Consider the following 17,193-nt stretch of genomic DNA (forward strand, 5'->3'; position numbering starts at 1 on the left):
ACCTTATGTGCTTCATTATTAAATGAAGCTTTTAAGCTTCACAAGCATTTATTTGCAGTATAAATGCTGCTTTTAAAAGCTAATGCAGCATAAAAAGCTCAATGACTTTGAGACAGACGAGCAGTCAAGATTAGTGGCAAAACAATGCTACTTTTCGTGTTGCCTCCCAGCACAAGGATTTGTTGCTATGAACGCCCCCTCTCCTTACCGACAAAGCGAAATCCGCAGTCTCATCCAAGGTTTTATCACCGAACGCCTGGCCACCAAGCTCGAAGGCCTGGCCGAAGACGACCCCAAACGCGCCACCCTGCTTGCCCAATACGTCCCGGACGTATGGTTGGAAGATGCCGCCCGCCGCGCCGGGCAGATCCAGGCGGTGACCCATACGCTCAAGGCGATTCACCCGGATGCCAAGGGCACCAACCTCTAGTGCCTGCCGAACAGCTTGCCGCAGCATGCGCTGGTCGGCAGCCATTGCCTGGGTGACGACTTTGCCGGCGATGTGGTGGGCAATGCCGCCGCGCTGGATGTCTACAAGCTGCTCAAGCTGGAGCACGACGGCCAGACACTGCTCGACCTGCTGTTGGCCGCAGATGCCGATGCCATTGCCGCGCTGCATACAGATGACGAGCAAGCCCGGAGCCTGGCTGCAGCCTTTACCGGCATCACCCGTGCGCGCGACGGCCTGGCCTCCCACACCCACGGCAAGCAGTTGTACTGGCTGGTAGGTGATAATCCGCGCAACGATGAGCACTACCACCTACTCGCCCCGCTGTATGCCAGCTCGCTGGCGCATCGGGTCTACCAGAGTATCCAGGCCGACCGCTTCGGCGAGCCGGCCAAGGAAGCGCGCCAGGCTCGCCGCGACAAGCAGTGGCACCTTGGTGTGATCCACGAGTACCCCGACCTGGCCATGCAGAAGCTCGGCGGCACCAAGCCGCAGAACATCTCTCAGCTCAACAGCGAGCGCCGTGGCGACAACTACCTGCTCGCCTCCCTGCCGCCCACTTGGCAGCCGCGTGACGTGCGCCTGCCGATCCGTACCCGTGACGGCTCTATCTTTCCTGCCTTCGGCCAGCGCCCGGCAGTGGCAGAACTGGTGCGCCACCTGCGCGATTTTCTGCTCAGTGGCCCGCCACCCAACGTGCATACCCGCAACAGCCGCGATGAACTGCTCACCGAGCTGATCGACGAGCTGCTGCTGTATGCAGCCGAACTCTGGGCCTTCGATCCGGGCTGGTCGGCCAAGCCCGAGTGCAACCTCAACCGCGCCGAGCAGCTGTGGCTGGATTTTCGCCGCGCCGAGCACGACGCCGTCTTCGCCAGCGAATGGCGACGCATGGAGTGGCTCACGGAAATTCGCGAGCGCTTCGCCAACTGGCTCAATGCGCGGTTGGTCAGCAAGCTCTCGGTCGGCGATGTAGAGAATAGCTACTGGGCCAAACAGGCTGACAGCAACGCCCTGTGGCTCGACCTCGACCGGCTGAACCAAGCCTGGGTCGATCAGTTCGAGCGCGAACAGCGCGACCTGGAGGCCGAACATGAGTGAACTGCCCGACTCCAACGGCCTGCTGATCGTCCCCCACCTGCGGGTGCAGAACGCCAATGCCATCTCCAGCCCGCTGACTTGGGGCTTCCCCGCCATGAGTGCTTTCATCGGCCTGATGCAAGCCCTCGAACGCAAGCTCGACGAGCGTTTCGCCCTGCAGTTCGACAGCATCGGGGTGGTCTGCCATAGCCATGACGCCCAGGTCACCGGGGGCTATCAACGCGCCTTCCGCCTGACCCGCAACCCGGTCAACGAGCGCGGCGAAACCGCCGCCATCGTCGAAGAGGGGCGTATCCACCTGGATATCACGCTGATCTTCGGCGTCAGCGGCTATAGCGAAGACGGCCAGCCAGACCCGGTGCAGGGCGACTGGCAAAAGCGCCGCACCATCGCCGCTGAAATCGCAAATCTGCTGGGCAGCATGCGTATCGCCGGCGGTAGCGTGTTCCTCGATCCGCAGCACCAGCCGCTACTGGAGCCTTTGGCACAAGGCGAGGAGCGCAGCAAGCAGTTCCGCCGCCTGCGTCGCCGCTGGCTGCCGGGCTTTGCCCTGGTCAGCCGCGACGACCTGCCACAGCCCCACCTGCAACATCTGCGTGACGACAACGCCAGCGCCGATCTACTCGATGCCTGGCTCGATCTTTCACGCCTGAACCTGCGCGCCCAGGAAGCCCGCCCGGCCAGCGAAAGCCAGCCTGCCAAAGTCGAATGGCGCGCCCAGCGCCTAGTGCCCAATGGCTGGCTGGTGCCGATCCCGGTCGGTTACGGCGCCCTCGGCCCACTGCAAACCGCCGGCAGCGTGGCCAACGTGCGGGACGGACAAACCCCGCTGCGTTTCGTTGAAAGTCTCTACTCCATCGGCCAATGGCTCAGCCCGCACCGGCTGCGCGATGTCGATGACCTGCTCTGGTACGCCAGCGCCGACCCCGAGGCCGGCCTGTACCGCTGCCACAACCTCTACAGCCAAACCATCTGCACTGATGACATGGAGTGACCATCATGACCACCGCCCCTCTGAAAACTGCTTCCGTCCTGGCCTTCGAGCGCAAGCTCGACCCTTCCGATGCACTGTTTCATGCCGGTGACTGGCAGACGCGTGATAACTGGCAGCCGCTCGCCGTGCGGGAAAAATCCGTGCGCGACACCATCTCCAACCGCCTCAAGGCCAAAGACCAGGATCCGGCCAAGCTCGACGCCGCCATTGAGAACCCCAACCTGCAGACCGTCGACGTCGCGGCCCTGTCGCATGACGCCGACACGCTACGCGTCAGCTTCACCCTGCGCGTGCTCGGCGGCGCCGGCACACCCTCGGCCTGCAACGATGCCGATTACCGACAGAAGCTGCTGGACACCGTGCAGAGCTATGTCGCCAGCCACGGCTTCGCTGAACTGGCACGTCGCTACGCACACAACCTGGCCAATGGCCGCTTCCTGTGGCGTAACCGTATCGGCGCCGAACAGGTGGAAGTGCAGATTGCTCACCTGATCGATGGCAAAGCGGCCAAGCAGTGGAGCTTCGATGCGCTGGGCCTGTCCCTGCGCAACTTCGACGCCAGCGGCCCGGCGGCCACGGCGCTGGACGAACTGGCCAAGCTGATCGCTGCCGGCCTGAGCGGCGAGCGTCACCTGCTGTTGGGCATCACCGCGTATGTGCGCATGGGTGCTGGCCAGGAAGTCTTCCCCTCGCAGGAGCTGATCCTCGACCGGGGCAAGGGCGACAAGAGCAAGACCCTGTACAGCGTCGACGGCGTCGCCGGCATGCACTCGCAAAAGCTCGGCAATGCCCTGCGCACCATCGACACCTGGTATCCGGACGCCGGCGAACTCGGCCCCATCGCCGTCGAACCCTACGGTTCGGTCACCACCGAAGGCCGCGCCTATCGCCAACCCAAGGCCAAGGCGGACTTCTACAACCTGCTGGACAACTGGCTGCTCAAGGACAAAGTGCCCAGCATCGGCGACCAGCACTTCGTCATGGCCACCCTGATTCGCGGTGGCGTATTCGGCGAGGCGGGCTAGCCATGGACCACTACCTCGACCTCAAGCTGCTGCCCGACCCGGAATTCCCGGCCACGCAGTTGATGAGCGCGCTGCTGGCCAAGCTGCACCGTGGCCTGCACGACCTGCGCCGCAGCGATGTGGGTATCAGCTTTCCGGATGTGGAAAGCGCCAGCCACGGCCTAGGCGCTCGCCTGCGCCTGCATGGCAGTGCCGAGGTGCTGGACAAACTGATGGCGCTGAACTGGCTCACCGGCATGCGCGACCACCTGCATTTGGGCGAACTGGCGCCGATCCCTGCGCCGGTGCGCTGGCGTTGCGTCAGCCGCGTGCAGGTGGACAGCAACCCGGAACGCGCCCGCCGCCGCCTGATCAAGCGTCACGGCATCAACGAGGCGGAGGCGCGCCAGCGCATCCCCGACAGCGCCGGCAAACGCTGCGACCTGCCTTATGCCACCTTGCGCAGCAACGGCAGCGGTCACAGCTTCCGCCTGTTTATCCGCCACGGCCCGCTGCTCGACACCCCCACTCCCGGCACCTTCGGCGCCTACGGCCTGAGCGCCCAGGCCAGCGTCCCCTGGTTCTGACCCTTTTTCCAGCCCAAAACGGAGCCCTCGCAAAATCAAGTACTTGCAAGCGGCTCCGGGAAAAGGGGTCTCAGCCACAAAACCAGCATGGTTCTTTAACAATCAATACGTTAGGGTTGCCGAGCTCTACTTCACTGCCGCGTAGGCAGCTCAGAAAAAGAGCTGATCGAAGAGCAACGCCAGCAGATCCTTCACTGCCGCGTAGGCAGCTCAGAAATCTATCGCATCGAGGAGGCAGAGGGCGCACTCCTTCACTGCCGCGTAGGCAGCTCAGAAAATTCATACGGCAAGGTTTGCGCCGCTGCCGAGCTTCACTGCCGCGTAGGCAGCTCAGAAATACATCAACCCGGGGCCAGATGCCCAGCTGACCTTCACTGCCGCGTAGGCAGCTCAGAAATCGGGCGAAGTGGTGATGGTGCTGAGTGCCACCTTCACTGCCGCGTAGGCAGCTCAGAAAGACAAGGTACAGCGAGAGGTGCGCAATTTTGCCTTCACTGCCGCGTAGGGAGCTCAGAAACGTAATCCGATCAACGACTCCCAGAGCGCCGACTTCACTGCCGCGTAGGCAGCTCAGAAATAGCGAATATGAAGCGCTAGACGGATCAATCACTTCACTGCCGCGTAAGCAGCTCAGAAGCACACCCCGGATTGGCAAGAAAGGGGGAGACCATTCACTGCCGCACAGGCAGCTTCAGACTCACTCACCCAACGCGCGAAACATTACATGGCAGTCCACCAGGCCATGCTGGGCGTGGCGGTAGGCCCTGGGCAGGGTGCCGACGATCTCGAAGCCGTGCTTCTGCCAGAGCGCCACGGCGACGGTGTTGGTCGCCACCACGCTGTTGAACTGCATGGCGCTGAAACCCAACTCGCGCGCCACCTCCAGCGAATGGACGCAGAGCCGGCTGGCGATGCCTCGGCCACGCGCAGCGGGGGCGGTCATGTAGCCGCAGTTACACACATGGTCGCCCGGCCCGGCGGCGTTGGCCTTGATGTAGTAGGTGCCGAGAATCTGCCCGTCCAGTTCGGCAACGAAGGTGGCGCGCGGCAGTTCCACCCAGAGTTTCCAGGCGCTGTCGCGGTCCATGTGCGGGTCGAACGCGTAGGTTTCCTGCGCCTGCACCACGCTTTCGATGATCGGCCAGACCTGATCGAAATCAGCCACATCAATGGGGCGGATATTCAGTTCACCACTCATTGGTCATAGCCTTCAGCCAGGTGCAGATCCTTGAGCTTCACGTAGTTGCCGGCCGTGTAGCTGAAGAAGTTGCGCTCCTTGTCGGTCAGCGGGCGCGCCTGTTTCACCGGGCTACCGACGTACAGGTAGCCGCTTTCCAGGCGCTTGCCAGGCGGCACCAGCGAGCCGGCACCGATGATCACCTCGTCCTCGACCACCGCGCCGTCCATGACGATGCTGCCCATGCCGACCAGAATGCGGTTGCCCAGGGTGCAGCCATGCAGAGTGACCTTGTGCCCGACCGTCACCTCGTCACCGATGATCAACGGGTAGCCATCCGGGTTGAACGGCCCGGCGTGGGTGATGTGCAGCACGCTGCCGTCCTGCACGCTGGTGCGCGCACCGATGCGGATGCGGTGCATGTCACCGCGGATCACGGTCATTGGCCAGACCGAGCTGTCCTCGCCCAGTTCGACATCGCCAATGACCACGGCAGAAGCGTCGACGAAGACGCGCTCACCGAGTTGCGGAGCATGCTGCTGGTATTTGCGAATCGCCACGATAGAAGCTCCTGAGCTGCGGGAAAGCTTGATTCTAATTAAGATGGCCCCCATGTCGGTTGCTATCGCGCCAGAATTATTGCCGCTCTGCGCCGCAACCCCACATTCCTTCGCCACAGGTGCCTCGTCGTGACCGCGAACAATCCCCTGCTGCAAGACTTCGACCTGCCGCCCTACTCGCAGATCAAACCGGAACACGTCGAGCCCGCCGTCGACCAGATCCTGGCGGACAGTCGCGCCGCCATCGCCAAGCTGCTCGAACAGCAGCAGGCCAACCCGAGCTGGGACGGCCTGGTGCTGGCGCTGGACGAGCTGGGCGCGCGCCTGGGCCGCGCCTGGAGCCCGGTGAGCCACCTCAACGCGGTATGCAACAGCGCCGAACTGCGCGCGGCCTACGAGGCCTGCCTGCCCAAGCTGTCGGAATACTGGACCGAAATGGGCCAGAACAAGCCGCTGTTCGAGGCTTATGACGCGCTGGCCAAGAGCCCGGCTGCGGCCGATTTCGACGTGGCGCAGAAGACCATCCTCGAACACGCTCTGCGTGACTTCCGTCTGTCCGGTATCGACCTGCCGGCCGAGCAGCAGAAGCGCTACGGCGAGATCCAGATGCGCCTGTCCGAGCTGACCAGCAAGTTCTCCAACCAGTTGCTCGACGCCACCCAGGCCTGGACCAAGCAGGTTACCGACGAAGCCGTGCTGAACGGCCTGACCGATTCGGCCAAGGCGCAGATGAAACAGGCCGCAGAGGCCAAGGGCCTGGACGGCTGGCTGATCACCCTGGAGTTCCCCAGCTACTACGCGGTAATGACCTACGCCGACGACCGCGCCCTGCGCGAAGAGGTGTACGCCGCCTACTGCACCCGCGCCTCCGACCAGGGGCCGAACGCCGGGCAGAACGACAACGGCCCGCTGATGAGTGAGATTCTCGACCTGCGCCAGGAGCTGGCGCGCCTGCTCGGTTTCGCCCACTACAGCGAACTGAGCCTGGCCAGCAAGATGGCCGACAGCACCGACCAGGTGCTGAGCTTCCTGCGCGACCTGGCAGTGCGCAGCAAGCCCTTCGCCGAGCAGGACCTGACCGAACTCAAGGCCTTCGCCGCCGAGCAGGGCCTGGATGACCTGCAGAGCTGGGACGTCGGCTACTACAGCGAGCGCCTGCGCCAGCAGCGCTACAGCATCTCCCAGGAGGAAGTGCGCGCCTGGTTCCCGGTGGACAAGGTGCTCACCGGCCTGTTCGCCATCGTGCAGAAGCTCTACGGCATCGAGATTCGCGAGCTGAAAGACTTCGACACCTGGCACCCGGACGTACGCCTGTTCGAGATTCAGGAGAACGGCCAGCATGTCGGGCGTTTCTTCTTCGACCTCTACGCCCGCGCCAACAAGCGTGGCGGTGCCTGGATGGACGGCGCCCGCGACAAGCGCCGCGACGCCCACGGCAAGCTGATCGCCCCGGTAGCCAACCTGGTGTGCAACTTCACCCCGCCGGTCGGCGGCAAGCCGGCGCTGCTGACCCATGACGAGGTCACCACCCTGTTCCACGAATTCGGCCACGGCCTGCACCACCTGCTGACCCGCGTCGAGCACGCCGGCGCCTCGGGCATCAACGGCGTGGCCTGGGATGCGGTCGAGTTGCCGAGCCAGTTCATGGAAAACTGGTGCTGGGAGCCGGAAGGCCTGGCGCTGATTTCCGGCCACTTTGAAACCGGCGAGGCGCTGCCACAGGCCATGCTGGACAAGATGCTGGCGGCGAAGAACTTCCAGTCCGGGCTGATGATGGTGCGCCAGCTGGAGTTTTCGCTGTTCGACTTCGAACTGCACGCCACTCACGGCGACGGCCGCAGCGTGCTGGACGTGATCGAGGCGATCCGCAGCGAGGTCTCGGTGCTACGCCCGCCGGCCTACAACCGCTTCGCCAATGGCTTCGCACACATCTTCGCCGGCGGCTATGCAGCCGGTTACTACAGCTACAAGTGGGCCGAAGTGCTCAGCGCCGATGCCTTCTCCAAGTTCGAGGAAGAAGGCGTGTTCAACGCCGATACCGGCCGCGCCTTCCGCGAAGCGATCCTGGCCCGTGGCGGCTCGCAGGCGCCGATGGTACTGTTCGTCGACTTCCGCGGCCGTGAGCCGAGCATCGACGCCCTGCTGCGTCACCTTGGTCTGAGCCAGGAGGCGGCATGAGCGATGCTCCTATAAACAGCACGCCGAAACGCTTCATAGCCGGCGCCGTGTGCCCGGCGTGCAGCGAAACCGACAGCATCAAGATGTGGAACGTCGACGGCGTGCCGCACCGCGAATGCGTCAAGTGCGGCTACGCCGACACCCTCGACGCACGCGGCAACTCGGTGCCCAAGGAGATCCCCACGCGGGTCAACGTCAGCGGCCTGAAGCCCAAGGCGGCCGACCCCAACGTGCAGGCCGTGCAGTTCTTCCCCAACCCGAAGCTGAAGAAGCCGAGCGAGTGACGCGTGGGTTAGCGGCGCCGCAGCGCGTAGCCCGGATGCAATCCGGGGCAGTGTGCCAAGCATTCCGCGGATTGCATCCGGGCTACGCAACGGCCGCTCGGTAGGTTAATCGCGGAAGAACTCCCCCGGTGTTGCGCCGAACTGGCGGCGAAAGGCGGCGATAAAGGCCGATAGCGAGTCGTAGCCGCAGGCCAGCGCCACGTCGGTGACGCGCTCGCCCTGCTCCAGCGGGGTCAGCGCATCGAGCAGGCGCTGGCGCTGACGCCACACGCGGAAACTCAGACCCGTCTCGCGCAGGAACAGCCGGCTCAGGGTCTTTTCCGAAACACCCAGGCGCTCGCCCCATTCGCCCAGGCCAAGCTGGCGCAGCGTCGCATCCTCAAGCCCCTGACAGACCTCGCGCAGCCGCGCATCCTGCGGCAGCGGCAACACCAACGCCACGTCTGGTGCAGCGCGCAGCTCGTCCAGCAGCACTGCCGCCAACCTGCCCGGCGCGCCCTGCTCGTCGTATTCGGCCGGCAACGCGCTGAAACCGCGAATCAGCTCGCGCAACAGCGGGCTGACCGCCAGCACCCGGCACTCGGCCGGCCCCCAGGGCACCGCACTGCCGTCGATGTACAGGCTGCGCATCTCGGTACGCGGCGAGCTGAATACCTGATGCTCGACACCCGCCGGCACCCACACCGCCCGCTGCGGCGGGGCGACGAAGCGGGCGCCAGCGGTCTGCACCTCGAGCACCCCGGCGATGGCGTAGGACAGCTGCACCCAGGGGTGGGTATGGCGGAAGGTCAGGGCCCGGTTGGTCAGTGATTCGGTGCGGCCATACAGCGGCCGAGGCAGTCTGGGCAGCTCGGGCAGGCTGCGATGCAGGGTGGTGGGATGTCTGTTTGGCGACACTTGCTGGCTCTTTAGCGTTAGCCGGAAATTTTCGACGACGATAGTCTGGCGCCCTCCTGTATCGCAAGCCCGAGATTCGCCATGTTCCTGCGCCGCCTGCTGCCCGACAATTTCACCCTGACCCTGCTTGCCGTGGTGCTCGCCGCCACGTTGCTGCCTGCCAGCGGCCAGATTGCGACGATCTTCGAGTGGATCACCAACCTGGCCATTGCCCTGCTGTTCTTCATGCACGGCGCCAAACTGTCGCGTCAGGCGATTCTCGCTGGCGCCGGGCACTGGCGCCTGCACCTGCTGGTGTTCGCCTGCACCTTCATCCTCTTCCCGCTGCTCGGCCTGGCGCTCAGACCAGCGCTTGAGCCGCTGTTGGGTAAAGAGCTGTACCTGGGCATGCTCTACCTGTGCGCCCTGCCGGCCACCGTGCAATCGGCCATCGCCTTCACCTCGCTGGCGCGCGGCAACATCCCGGCGGCTATCTGCAGCGCGGCGGCCTCCAGCCTACTCGGTATCTTCGTCACCCCGCTGCTGGTGGCCATGCTGATGGGCGTACAAGGCGACAACGGCTCGACCCTCGACGCCATCGGCAAGATCAGCCTGCAGTTGCTGCTGCCCTTCGTTCTCGGCCAGATCGCTCAGCGCTGGATCGGCGGCTGGGTCAACCAGAACAAGAGCTGGCTGAAATACGTCGACCAGAGTTCGATCCTGCTGGTGGTCTACACCGCCTTCAGCGCCGCAGTGATTGGCGGCCTGTGGCAGCAGGTGCCGCTGGTCACCCTGCTGACCGTGATAGCCGCCTGCTGCGTGCTGTTGGCCCTGGCCCTGGTGCTGACCCACCTGCTGGGCAAGTGGCTCGGTTTCAGCCTGGAAGACCGCATCACCATCCTCTTCTGCGGCTCGAAGAAGAGCCTGGCCACCGGTGTACCCATGGCCCAGGTACTGTTCGCCGGCAGCACCATCGGCGTACTGATCCTGCCGCTGATGCTCTTCCACCAGATCCAGCTGATGGTCTGCGCGGTGCTGGCGCAGCGTTATGCCAAGCGCGAGGAAGCGCCGCAAATAGCGACCGTTTGATCGACGCCGCGACAGAAGGGACTTGCTCGGGCTCCAGATAGCTGTATTTTTATACAGTATATTTTGGAGTCCGAGCATGTCCGTCAGCCTGCCGCCACGTGGCCGTGGTACCGCCAGCAATCCGCACAACCGCTATGCGCCGACCCGTTCGGAGCAGGAAGACGACGGCTGGTATCAGGACGAAACACCGCCAAGTCGCGCCACCGAAGTGCGCAAGGAGAAGGCGAAGACGGCGATCACCCGTAATAACTCGCCGGACGTCGGCTTCGACCGCTCGGTGAACCCCTACCGTGGCTGCGAGCACGGCTGCATCTATTGTTTCGCCCGGCCGACTCACGCCTACTGGGACATGTCACCCGGCATCGACTTCGAAACCCGCCTGATCGCCAAGACCAACCTGGCCGAGCGCCTCGAAGAGCAGTTGCAGAAGCCCGGCTACGTGCCGCAGCCCATCGCCCTGGGCATCAACACCGACGCCTACCAGCCCATCGAACGCGAACAGCGCCTGACCCGCCAGGCCCTGGAAATCCTGCTGCGCTACAAGCACCCGCTGCACATCATCACCAAGGGCTCGCTGATCCTGCGCGACCTCGACCTGCTCAGCGAGCTGGCCAGCCACAACCTGGTCAGCGTGGCCTTCAGCCTGACCACCCTGGATGACGACCTGAAACGCATCATGGAGCCGCGCACTGCCGCCCCAGCGGCGCGCCTGCGCGCGATGCGCACGCTGCACGAAGCGGGTGTGCCAGTCAGCGCCATCTGCGCGCCGATGATTCCGCAGATCAACGACATGGAGTTGGAGGCACTACTGGAAGCCGCCCGTGATGCCGGCGCCCGCTCGGCCGGTTATGTGCTGCTGCGCCTGCCGCTGGAGATCGCCGGATTGTTCGAGCAATGGCTGCAGGTGCACTTTCCGGATCGCGCCGCCCACGTCATGAGCCTGATTCGCCAGAGTCGTGGCGGTAAGCACTACGACAGCCGCTTCGGTAGCCGCATGCGCGGCGAAGGCCAGTTCGCCGACCTGCTGGAGCAGCGCTTTCGCCTGGCGCGGCGCAGGCTCGGCCTGGATCAGCGGGGTAGCGTGGTGCTGGACTGTTCGCAGTTCTGTCCGCCAGGTGCGCAATTGAGCCTGCTCTGACTTGGCAGCACGTCTCGATATGTTAAAACGTGGCAGAGTCCTTACGAAAAGTCTCCGGGCGAAGGCCAGGCGAAGCGTTTTTGAACGAAGCATCAGCGAGCGCAGGTTTTTTTCGTACAGCCCCTTCCCGAGGCATTGACCGACGACGACCATGACCCGCACATCCCGCGTAGCCGACCCCTCCTACGAACTGATGGACGACCATGAAGGCCACTCGCTGATCTACCGTCAGCACGGCTTTCCCTCGCCGCTGGTGCGCTGGCACTTCCACAAGGAATACGAGCTGCACCTGATCGTCGCCAGCTCCGGCAAGGTGTTCATCGGCGACTACATCGGCAATTTCTCCCCCTACACCCTGTTCCTCACCGGCCCTGGCCTGCCGCACAACTGGATCAGCCAGGTCGAGGAAGGCGAGGTGGTGGAAACTCGCGACATGCTGGTCAACTTCACCGATGAAGTGCTGGAGAGCGGTACCGCCGCGTTCGCCGAGCTCAAGACCCTGCAGCCCTTGCTGGCCCGCGCGCAGTTCGGCATCGAGTTCCGCGACCCGCAGTTGATACGCGAAGCCGGCGTGCTGATGGGCAAGATCGCCAGCAGCGGAGGCATTACCCGCCTGGGCCATTTCTTCATCCTCATGGAGCTGCTCGCCGGCAGCGAGGATTACCAGTTGCTCTCGGCCGTGACCTCGTCGGAGCTGGGCGACGAGCAGCACGTCGAGCGCATCAACCGGGCGGTGGACTACATCTTCCAGCACTACGCGCAGGGCATCAGCCAGGAGGAAGTCGCCGAGCACCTGAGCATGACCACCACCTACTTTTCGCGCTTCTTCAAGCAGGCCACCGGGCGCGGCTTCGTCGAATTCGTCAATCGCCTGCGGGTGAGCAAATCCTGCGAGCTGCTGAGCAAAAGCGACAAGCCAGTGACCGACGTGTGCTTCGAGTCCGGTTTCAGCAACATTTCCAACTTCAACCGCCGCTTCCAGCAGCTCAAGGGCATGACACCCTCGGGCTATCGCAGGCTCGCAGTGCAGCGCCTGACCGAGCAAAACCTGTACTGAATCGGCAGCCGTTCTCTACCCCGGCCTGAGCTAAACCCCTCATGCCAGAGAGCTCCATCCCGTAGCCAGCCGGTTTCTTGCCGCCCAGCCGGTGCAAAAAAGTATCGATCACTGTGCGTTCAAGGATTTGTTCGTGCAGGCCTGCGGGGGTGTAATCCGGCCCGAGCCAAACAAAAACAATAACGTTCTTCCGTAGCCGTAATGGCGCGGGAGAGGAGTTCACAAGCATGAACAACTCGATCAAAGCCCTCGTTGCAGCCTCTTGCCTGTCCCTCACCGTGATCGCCCAGGGCGCTGAAACCCTGACCATCGCCACGGTCAACAACAGCGACATGATCCGCATGCAGCGGCTCGCCAAGACCTTCGAAGAACAGAACCCCGACATCCGCCTGAAGTGGGTGGTGCTCGAGGAGAACGTGCTGCGCCAGCGCCTGACCACCGATATCGCCACCCAGGGCGGCCAGTTCGACGTGCTCACCATCGGCATGTACGAAGCGGCGCTGTGGGGCGAGAAAGGCTGGCTGGAGCCGATGACCGAGCTGCCGGCCGACTACGACCTCGACGATGTCTTCCCCTCGGTACGCGAGGGCCTCTCCGCCAAGGGCACGCTGTACGCCCTGCCGTTCTATGCCGAAGCCTCTATCACCTATTACCGCAAGGACCTGTTCGAGCAGGCCGGCCTGGAAATGCCCGAGCAGCCCACCTGGGAGCAGATGGCCGAGTTCGCCGGCAAGCTGCACCAGCCGGACAAGGGCCAGTACGGCCTGTGCCTGCGCGGCAAGGCCGGCTGGGGCGAGAACATGGCGCTGATCACCACCCTGGCCAATGCCCATGGTGCGCGCTGGTTCAACGAGCAGTGGCAGCCTGAATTCACCGGCAGCGAATGGAAGAACGCGCTCAACTTCTACGTCGACAACATGAAGAAGTACGGCCCGCCCGGCGCCTCCAGCAACGGTTTCAACGAGAACCTGGCGCTGTTCAACAGTGGCAAGTGCGCGTTGTGGGTCGATGCCAGCGTGGCCGGCTCCTTCGTCACCGACACCTCGCAGAGCAAGGTGGCCGACTCGGTAGGCTTCAGCTTCGCGCCGATCCAGGTCACCGACAAGGGCGCCTCCTGGCTGTACTCCTGGGCCCTGGCGATTCCCACCAGCTCCAAGGCCAAGGACGCCGCCAAGACCTTCAGTGCCTGGGCCACCTCCAAGGCCTATGCCGAGCTGGTCGCCGAGAAGGATGGCGTGGCCAACGTACCGCCAGGCACCCGCGCCTCGACCTACAGCGAGGCCTACATGCAGGCCGCACCGTTCGCCAAGGTCACCCTGGACTCGCTGAAGAAGCTCGACCCGGCCCACCCCAGCGCCAAGCCGGTGCCTTACGTGGGCATCCAGCTGGTGACCATCCCCGAGTTCCAGGCCATCGGCACCAGCGTCGGCAAGCTGTTCACCGCCGCGCTCACCGGGCAGATGCAACCGGAGCAGGCCCTGCAGGCTGCACAGCAGAGCACCGAGCGGGAAATGAAGCGCGCCGGGTATCCGAAGTAACACCACCAGGATCGCTCCCACGCTCTGCGTGGGAGCGCATGCGAGGGCGCTCCGCGTCCGCTGACTCGGTGTCACGGGGCGCAGAGCGCCCGAGGATGCATTCCAACGCGGAGCGTAGGACGTAGGGTGGACAACGCGAAGCTTGTCCACCGCTCCATGTCGCCAACGGTGGACAAAAAGAGCGTTGTCCACCCTACGTAACGCGCCATCCGCCATACCTCACCACCCATCCGCCCTCGGAGGCATGATGAATTCTCCGGCCATCGATACCCCCGCCGCGCAGGCCAGTACGCCGGTGGCGCGCAAGCCCCGACGTCTGGCCCCCGGCTGGTTTCTGGTCAGCCCTTCGGTGGCCCTGCTGCTGATCTGGATGATCGTGCCGCTGGGCATGACCGTCTATTTCTCGCTGATCCGCTACAACCTGCTGTACCCCGGCGAGAACGATTTCGTCGGCCTGGAGAACTTCGAATACTTCGTCACCGATGCCGCCTTTCTTTCCGGCGCCGGCAATACCGTGCTGCTGGTGGGCAGCGTGCTGCTGATCAGCGTGGTGTTCGGCGTGCTGATCTCCGCACTGCTCGAAGCCAGCGAGTTCTTCGGCCGGGGCATCGTGCGGGTGCTGCTGATCTCGCCGTTCTTCATCATGCCCACGGTCAGCGCGCTGCTGTGGAAGAACCTGATCTTCCACCCGGTTTCCGGGATTCTCGCCGCCATCTGGCAGTTCTTCGGCGCCCAACCGGTGGACTGGCTGGCGCACCACCCGCTGTTCTCGATCATCATGATCGTGTCCTGGCAGTGGCTGCCGTTCGCCATCCTGATCCTGATGACCGCCATGCAGTCGCTGGATCAGGAACAGAAGGAAGCCGCGCGCCTCGATGGCGCCGGCCCCATCGCCATCTTCTGGCACCTGACCCTGCCGCACCTGGCGCGGCCGATTGCCGTGGTGGTGATGATCGAGACCATCTTCCTGCTCTCGGTATTCGCCGAGATCTACACCACCACCAGCGGCGGCCCAGGTTACGAGTCGACCAACCTCGCCTACCTGATCTACACCCAGGCGCTACTGCAGTTCGACGTCGGCATGGCCTCGGCGGGCGGACTGATCGCGGTGGTGATCGCCAACATCGCCGCCATCGTGCTGATCCGCATGATCGGCAAGAACCTGACCGACAAGCAGTGAGGGCCCTGAGATGCTGACGCTGAAACAATCCCGTCGCCTGCAGAGCCTGATCATCGGTGCCCTGGCCTGGGCGATTGCCGCGGTGATCTTCTTCCCGATCTTCTGGATGGTGCTGACCAGCCTGAAGACCGAGATCGACGCCTTCGCCACGCCGCCGCAGTTCATCTTCACCCCGACGCTGGAGAACTACCTGCACATCAACGAGCGCAGCGACTACTTCGCCTTCGCCTGGAACTCGGTGCTGATCTCCGTCTCGGCGACGCTGCTGTGCATGCTCCTGGCCGTACCGGCCGCCTACTCCATGGCTTTCTTCGAAACGCGCCACACCAAGCGCACGCTGCTGTGGATGCTGTCGACCAAGATGCTGCCGCCGGTCGGCGTGCTGGTACCGATCTACCTGCTGGCCAAGCAGTTCGGCCTGCTCGATTCACGCCTGGCGCTGATCATCATCTACACCCTGATCAACCTGCCGATCATCGTGTGGATGGTGTACACCTACTTCAAGGACATCCCCGTGGACATCCTCGAAGCGGCGCGCCTGGATGGTGCCACCACCTGGCAGGAGATCGTCCGCGTGCTGCTGCCGATCGCTCGCGGCGGCCTGGCTTCGATCATGTTGCTGTCGCTGATCCTGTGCTGGAACGAAGCATTCTGGTCGCTCAACCTGACCAGCTCCGCCGCCGCCCCGCTGACTGCCCTGGTGGCCTCCTACTCCAGCCCCGAGGGCCTGTTCTGGGCCAAGCTCTCCGCCGTTTCGACCCTGGCCTGCGCGCCCATCCTGATCGTCGGCTGGATCAGCCAAAAACAACTGGTACGCGGCCTGTCCTTCGGCGCCGTGAAATAACGGGAGACTTTCCACATGGCTGATCTGAAAATCCGCAATCTGCAAAAAGGCTTCGACGGCACGGCGATCATCCAGGGCGTCGATCTGGACATCCGCGACCGCGAGTTCGTGGTCTTCGTCGGCCCCTCGGGCTGCGGTAAATCCACCCTGCTGCGCCTGATCGCCGGGCTCGAAGAGGTCAGCAGCGGCCATATCGAACTCGATGGCCAGGACATCACCGACATGGCCCCGGCACGCCGCGACCTGGCCATGGTGTTCCAGACCTACGCGCTGTACCCGCACATGACCGTGCGCAAGAACCTGTCCTTCGCCCTCGACCTGGCCCGGGTGGGCAAGCAGGAGGTCGAGGCCAAGGTCGCCAACGCGGCGCGCATCCTGCAGCTCGACGCGCTGCTCGAACGCAAGCCCAAGCAGCTCTCCGGTGGCCAGCGCCAGCGCGTGGCCATCGGCCGCGCCATCGTGCGCAACCCGAAGATCTTCCTGTTCGACGAGCCATTGTCCAACCTCGACGCCGCCCTGCGCGTACAGACCCGCCTGGAGCTGGCGCGGCTGCACAAGGACCTGCAGGCGACCATGATCTACGTGACCCACGATCAGGTCGAAGCCATGACCCTGGCCGACAAGGTGGTGGTGCTCAACGGCGGGCGCGTCGAGCAGGTCGGCTCGCCGCTGGAGCTGTATCACCACCCGGCCAACCTGTTCGTCGCCGGTTTTCTCGGCACACCGAAGATGGGCTTTCTGCGCGGCAACCTGAGCAGCGTCGCGGTCGACAGTTGCGACGTGCAACTGGAATGCGGCACGCACCTGACGCTGCCGCTGTCCCCCGCCGGCCTCAGCGTCGGCAGCAGCGTGACCCTGGGCGTGCGCCCGGAACACCTCAACGTGGTCAGCGCCGATGCCGGCCGCATGCAGGTGAGCGCCGACGTCAGCGAGCGCCTCGGTAGCGACACCTTCTGCCACGTGCGCTGCGCCTCGGGCGAGATGCTCACGGTGCGCGTACGCGGCGACTTCGCACCGCGTTATGGCGAGGCCCTGACGCTGGATTTCGACACGGCGCACTGCCACCTCTTCGACGCCGACGGCCAGGCCGTCGCCAAACCACTGCAGCAGGCCGCCTGACGCCGCGCCACCACGGGAT

The 17,193-nt window shown here is 64.1% G+C and carries 15 protein-coding genes, 1 pseudogene and 1 CRISPR repeat array; of the genes and pseudogenes, 13 read left to right on the top strand and 3 right to left on the bottom strand.

Going from position 1 to position 17,193, the window contains the following annotated elements; genetic code table 11:
• Positions 1–187 precede the first annotated feature (187 nt).
• The 4 genes and pseudogenes from csy1 (at position 188) to cas6f (ending at position 4,134) form a co-directional block, all read left to right on the top strand.
• Positions 188–1,549: pseudogene (csy1, locus tag ACN0X6_RS06210) on the top strand (type I-F CRISPR-associated protein Csy1).
• Positions 1,542–2,543: a type I-F CRISPR-associated protein Csy2 gene (gene csy2, locus ACN0X6_RS06215; protein ID WP_417702763.1), complete on the top strand. Its 1,002-nt coding sequence runs from the start codon at positions 1,542–1,544 to the stop codon at positions 2,541–2,543. Before csy1 ends, csy2 begins: the two are co-directional and overlap by 8 nt.
• Before the next feature lie 5 nt (positions 2,544–2,548).
• Positions 2,549–3,568, top strand: coding sequence for a type I-F CRISPR-associated protein Csy3 (gene csy3, locus ACN0X6_RS06220; RefSeq protein ID WP_417702764.1), 1,020 nt, complete (start codon positions 2,549–2,551; stop codon positions 3,566–3,568).
• Between the two features lie 2 nt (positions 3,569–3,570).
• Positions 3,571–4,134 carry a type I-F CRISPR-associated endoribonuclease Cas6/Csy4 gene (gene cas6f, locus ACN0X6_RS06225; RefSeq protein WP_417702765.1) on the top strand — a complete coding sequence of 188 codons (564 nt, stop codon included), beginning with the start codon at positions 3,571–3,573 and terminating at the stop codon, positions 4,132–4,134.
• A gap of 129 nt (positions 4,135–4,263) precedes the next feature.
• A CRISPR array of direct repeats spans positions 4,264–4,771; the repeat unit is 28 nt; unit sequence CTTCACTGCCGCGTAGGCAGCTCAGAAA.
• A 60-nt stretch (positions 4,772–4,831) separates the two neighbouring features.
• Here cas6f and ACN0X6_RS06230 read toward each other — a convergent pair.
• Together ACN0X6_RS06230 and ACN0X6_RS06235 are read right to left on the bottom strand one after the other, a co-directional pair.
• Complete coding sequence (locus tag ACN0X6_RS06230; RefSeq protein ID WP_417702766.1) at positions 4,832–5,332, bottom strand: GNAT family N-acetyltransferase; 501 nt, start codon at positions 5,330–5,332, stop codon at positions 4,832–4,834.
• Positions 5,329–5,871, bottom strand: coding sequence for a gamma carbonic anhydrase family protein (locus tag ACN0X6_RS06235; RefSeq protein ID WP_417702767.1), 543 nt, complete (start codon positions 5,869–5,871; stop codon positions 5,329–5,331). The genes ACN0X6_RS06230 and ACN0X6_RS06235 overlap by 4 nt, the downstream gene beginning before the upstream one ends.
• Before the next feature lie 129 nt (positions 5,872–6,000).
• On the opposite strand from ACN0X6_RS06235, the gene prlC reads away from it, so the two are divergent.
• Both prlC and ACN0X6_RS06245 read left to right on the top strand, forming a co-directional pair.
• Positions 6,001–8,049 carry an oligopeptidase A gene (gene prlC, locus ACN0X6_RS06240; RefSeq protein WP_417702768.1) on the top strand — a complete coding sequence of 683 codons (2,049 nt, stop codon included), beginning with the start codon at positions 6,001–6,003 and terminating at the stop codon, positions 8,047–8,049.
• Positions 8,046–8,333 carry a YheV family putative zinc ribbon protein gene (locus tag ACN0X6_RS06245; protein ID WP_417702769.1) on the top strand — a complete coding sequence of 96 codons (288 nt, stop codon included), beginning with the start codon at positions 8,046–8,048 and terminating at the stop codon, positions 8,331–8,333. Before prlC ends, ACN0X6_RS06245 begins: the two co-directional genes overlap by 4 nt.
• A gap of 105 nt (positions 8,334–8,438) precedes the next feature.
• Here the strand turns inward: ACN0X6_RS06245 and ACN0X6_RS06250 are convergent, their stop codons facing one another.
• Positions 8,439–9,230 (bottom strand): AraC family transcriptional regulator, encoded by a 792-nt coding sequence (locus ACN0X6_RS06250; RefSeq protein WP_417702770.1) that lies wholly within the window; start codon positions 9,228–9,230, stop codon positions 8,439–8,441.
• 81 nt (positions 9,231–9,311) lie between these two features.
• Between ACN0X6_RS06250 and ACN0X6_RS06255 the strand changes: the two genes are divergently transcribed.
• The 7 genes from ACN0X6_RS06255 (at position 9,312) to ACN0X6_RS06285 (ending at position 17,174) form a co-directional block, all read left to right on the top strand.
• Positions 9,312–10,298, top strand: coding sequence for a bile acid:sodium symporter family protein (locus ACN0X6_RS06255; protein ID WP_192984487.1), 987 nt, complete (start codon positions 9,312–9,314; stop codon positions 10,296–10,298).
• Positions 10,299–10,374: 76 nt separating this feature from the next.
• Positions 10,375–11,436, top strand: a complete 1,062-nt coding sequence (locus tag ACN0X6_RS06260) for a PA0069 family radical SAM protein (RefSeq protein WP_417702771.1) — start codon at positions 10,375–10,377, stop codon at positions 11,434–11,436.
• A 151-nt stretch (positions 11,437–11,587) separates the two neighbouring features.
• On the top strand, positions 11,588–12,493 hold the full coding sequence (locus ACN0X6_RS06265; RefSeq protein WP_417702772.1) for an AraC family transcriptional regulator: 906 nt from the start codon (positions 11,588–11,590) through the stop codon (positions 12,491–12,493).
• Between the two features lie 227 nt (positions 12,494–12,720).
• On the top strand, positions 12,721–14,031 hold the full coding sequence (locus ACN0X6_RS06270; protein ID WP_417702773.1) for an ABC transporter substrate-binding protein: 1,311 nt from the start codon (positions 12,721–12,723) through the stop codon (positions 14,029–14,031).
• Between the two features lie 247 nt (positions 14,032–14,278).
• Entirely contained in the window at positions 14,279–15,211 is a 933-nt protein-coding gene (locus ACN0X6_RS06275; RefSeq protein ID WP_100546650.1) for a carbohydrate ABC transporter permease, read from the top strand.
• A 10-nt stretch (positions 15,212–15,221) separates the two neighbouring features.
• The gene (locus tag ACN0X6_RS06280; protein ID WP_417702774.1) at positions 15,222–16,055 is read left to right on the top strand and encodes a carbohydrate ABC transporter permease; all 834 of its coding nucleotides are present in this window, start codon (positions 15,222–15,224) and stop codon (positions 16,053–16,055) included.
• 15 nt (positions 16,056–16,070) lie between these two features.
• The gene (locus ACN0X6_RS06285; RefSeq protein WP_417702775.1) at positions 16,071–17,174 is read left to right on the top strand and encodes an ABC transporter ATP-binding protein; all 1,104 of its coding nucleotides are present in this window, start codon (positions 16,071–16,073) and stop codon (positions 17,172–17,174) included.
• The last annotated feature ends 19 nt before the right edge of the window (positions 17,175–17,193 follow it).

This window comes from Pseudomonas sp. (genome assembly GCF_048269965.1).
In the GTDB taxonomy this organism is placed as follows: domain Bacteria; phylum Pseudomonadota; class Gammaproteobacteria; order Pseudomonadales; family Pseudomonadaceae; genus Aquipseudomonas.

Bases quoted from the DNA above. Each gene is read 5' to 3' on its own strand.
- csy2 (WP_417702763.1), top strand. From the start codon at position 1,542: ATGAGTGAACTGCCCGACTCCAACGGCCTGCTGATCGTCCCCCACCTG.
- csy3 (WP_417702764.1), top strand. From the start codon at position 2,549: ATGACCACCGCCCCTCTGAAAACTGCTTCCGTCCTGGCCTTCGAGCGC.
- cas6f (WP_417702765.1), top strand. From the start codon at position 3,571: ATGGACCACTACCTCGACCTCAAGCTGCTGCCCGACCCGGAATTCCCG.
- ACN0X6_RS06230 (WP_417702766.1), bottom strand. From the start codon at position 5,332: ATGAGTGGTGAACTGAATATCCGCCCCATTGATGTGGCTGATTTCGAT.
- ACN0X6_RS06245 (WP_417702769.1), top strand. From the start codon at position 8,046: ATGAGCGATGCTCCTATAAACAGCACGCCGAAACGCTTCATAGCCGGC.
- ACN0X6_RS06255 (WP_192984487.1), top strand. From the start codon at position 9,312: ATGTTCCTGCGCCGCCTGCTGCCCGACAATTTCACCCTGACCCTGCTT.
- ACN0X6_RS06260 (WP_417702771.1), top strand. From the start codon at position 10,375: ATGTCCGTCAGCCTGCCGCCACGTGGCCGTGGTACCGCCAGCAATCCG.
- ACN0X6_RS06265 (WP_417702772.1), top strand. From the start codon at position 11,588: ATGACCCGCACATCCCGCGTAGCCGACCCCTCCTACGAACTGATGGAC.
- ACN0X6_RS06270 (WP_417702773.1), top strand. From the start codon at position 12,721: ATGAACAACTCGATCAAAGCCCTCGTTGCAGCCTCTTGCCTGTCCCTC.
- ACN0X6_RS06275 (WP_100546650.1), top strand. From the start codon at position 14,279: ATGAATTCTCCGGCCATCGATACCCCCGCCGCGCAGGCCAGTACGCCG.
- ACN0X6_RS06280 (WP_417702774.1), top strand. From the start codon at position 15,222: ATGCTGACGCTGAAACAATCCCGTCGCCTGCAGAGCCTGATCATCGGT.
- ACN0X6_RS06285 (WP_417702775.1), top strand. From the start codon at position 16,071: ATGGCTGATCTGAAAATCCGCAATCTGCAAAAAGGCTTCGACGGCACG.